Origin of the sequence: Mesorhizobium sp. SEMIA396 (assembly GCF_024518615.1) — a bacterium.
GTDB lineage: Bacteria > Pseudomonadota > Alphaproteobacteria > Rhizobiales > Rhizobiaceae > Mesorhizobium.
Window position 1 is genome coordinate 1 of record NZ_JANIFC010000036.1, and the last position, 1,159, is coordinate 1,159.

1 protein-coding gene is annotated in these 1,159 nt (G+C 60.7%); it reads left to right on the top strand.

Features of this window, described 5'->3' with window-relative positions:
- Positions 1-198 precede the first annotated feature (198 nt).
- Positions 199-1,137, top strand: coding sequence for an IS110 family transposase (locus tag NP503_RS33170; RefSeq protein WP_127270070.1), 939 nt, complete (start codon positions 199-201; stop codon positions 1,135-1,137).
- Positions 1,138-1,159: the final 22 nt, after the last annotated feature.

The following is a 1,159-nucleotide window of genomic DNA, read 5'->3' on the forward strand; positions in this document are numbered from 1 at the left end:
GCCCCTTGTATCTGCACGAGATGATTATGTGCGATGGAAGCGATTGAGCCTCGGGCCGGATGGCCATCCGGCCCGAGGCTTGGCGAAGTCGCCCGCTGCCCCTCCGGCTACAACCGTCAATGAGCTTGGGATCTTCGCCTTTGTCACGCACGACCGAATAGTCGCTTGGCTCCAATCGCACGAACAAGGCAGGTTACCGTGAACAACATTATTTGTGGAGTTGATGTTTCGAAAGATTGGCTGGACGCCCATATCCGGCCGGGCGCTGCGTTTGCTCGCTTCGCCAACGACGCAGCGGGACTAGGCGAGTTGCTGGTGTTTTGCCGCGGCCATCGTGTCGAGCTCGCGGTTATGGAGGCCACGGGCGGTTATGAGCGGTTGGCCTTTCTGTGGCTTTGGGAGAACGGCCTGCCTTGCGGCATCGTCAATCCTCGCAGCGTGCGTCGCTTCGCCGAAGCAATGGGCACCTTCGAGAAAACCGATCGCATCGACGCGGCCGTGATCGCCCATTACGCGTCGGTCAAGCAGATCGTGCCGGCGGCGCCGCCCAGTCCCGCGCAGCAGCGACTGAAAGTCTTGGTTTCCAGGCTTTCCCAAGTCACCGGCGACATCACCGTCAACAAGCAGCGCAAGAGCGCCACCACAGACGCCGAGACGCTGGCCAGTCTCTCCACGGTGCTGACCTGCCTCAAGCGCGAGGAGAAGCGGCTGGCTGGCGAGGTGGCCTCGCTGATTGACGATGATCCGTTGTGGGCCAGGCTCGACATGACATTCCGCGTCTTCAAGGGCTTGGCTGACCGCACCGTTGCCCGTCTGTTGGCGGAGGTCCCCGAGATCGGCATCGTCTCCAACAAGGCCATCGCCAAGCTGGTGGGGCTCTCGCCTTTCGCCAATGATAGCGGCAAACGCGAGGGACCTCGTAATATTCGGGGCGGTCGCACCGGGCCGCGTGGCATTCTCTTTATCGTTGCCCGGCACGTCGCCAGGTACGATCCTCATCTGCAAGCTTTCGCCGAACGGTTGCAAAAGGCTGGCAAAACCAAAATGGTCATCCGCATGGCGCTGGCGCGAAAACTCCTCGTCATTCTCAATGCAAAAGCACGCGATGCGCGCATGGAGTTCGCCAATGCAACTTGACACCACAGATAGTCGCTCATTG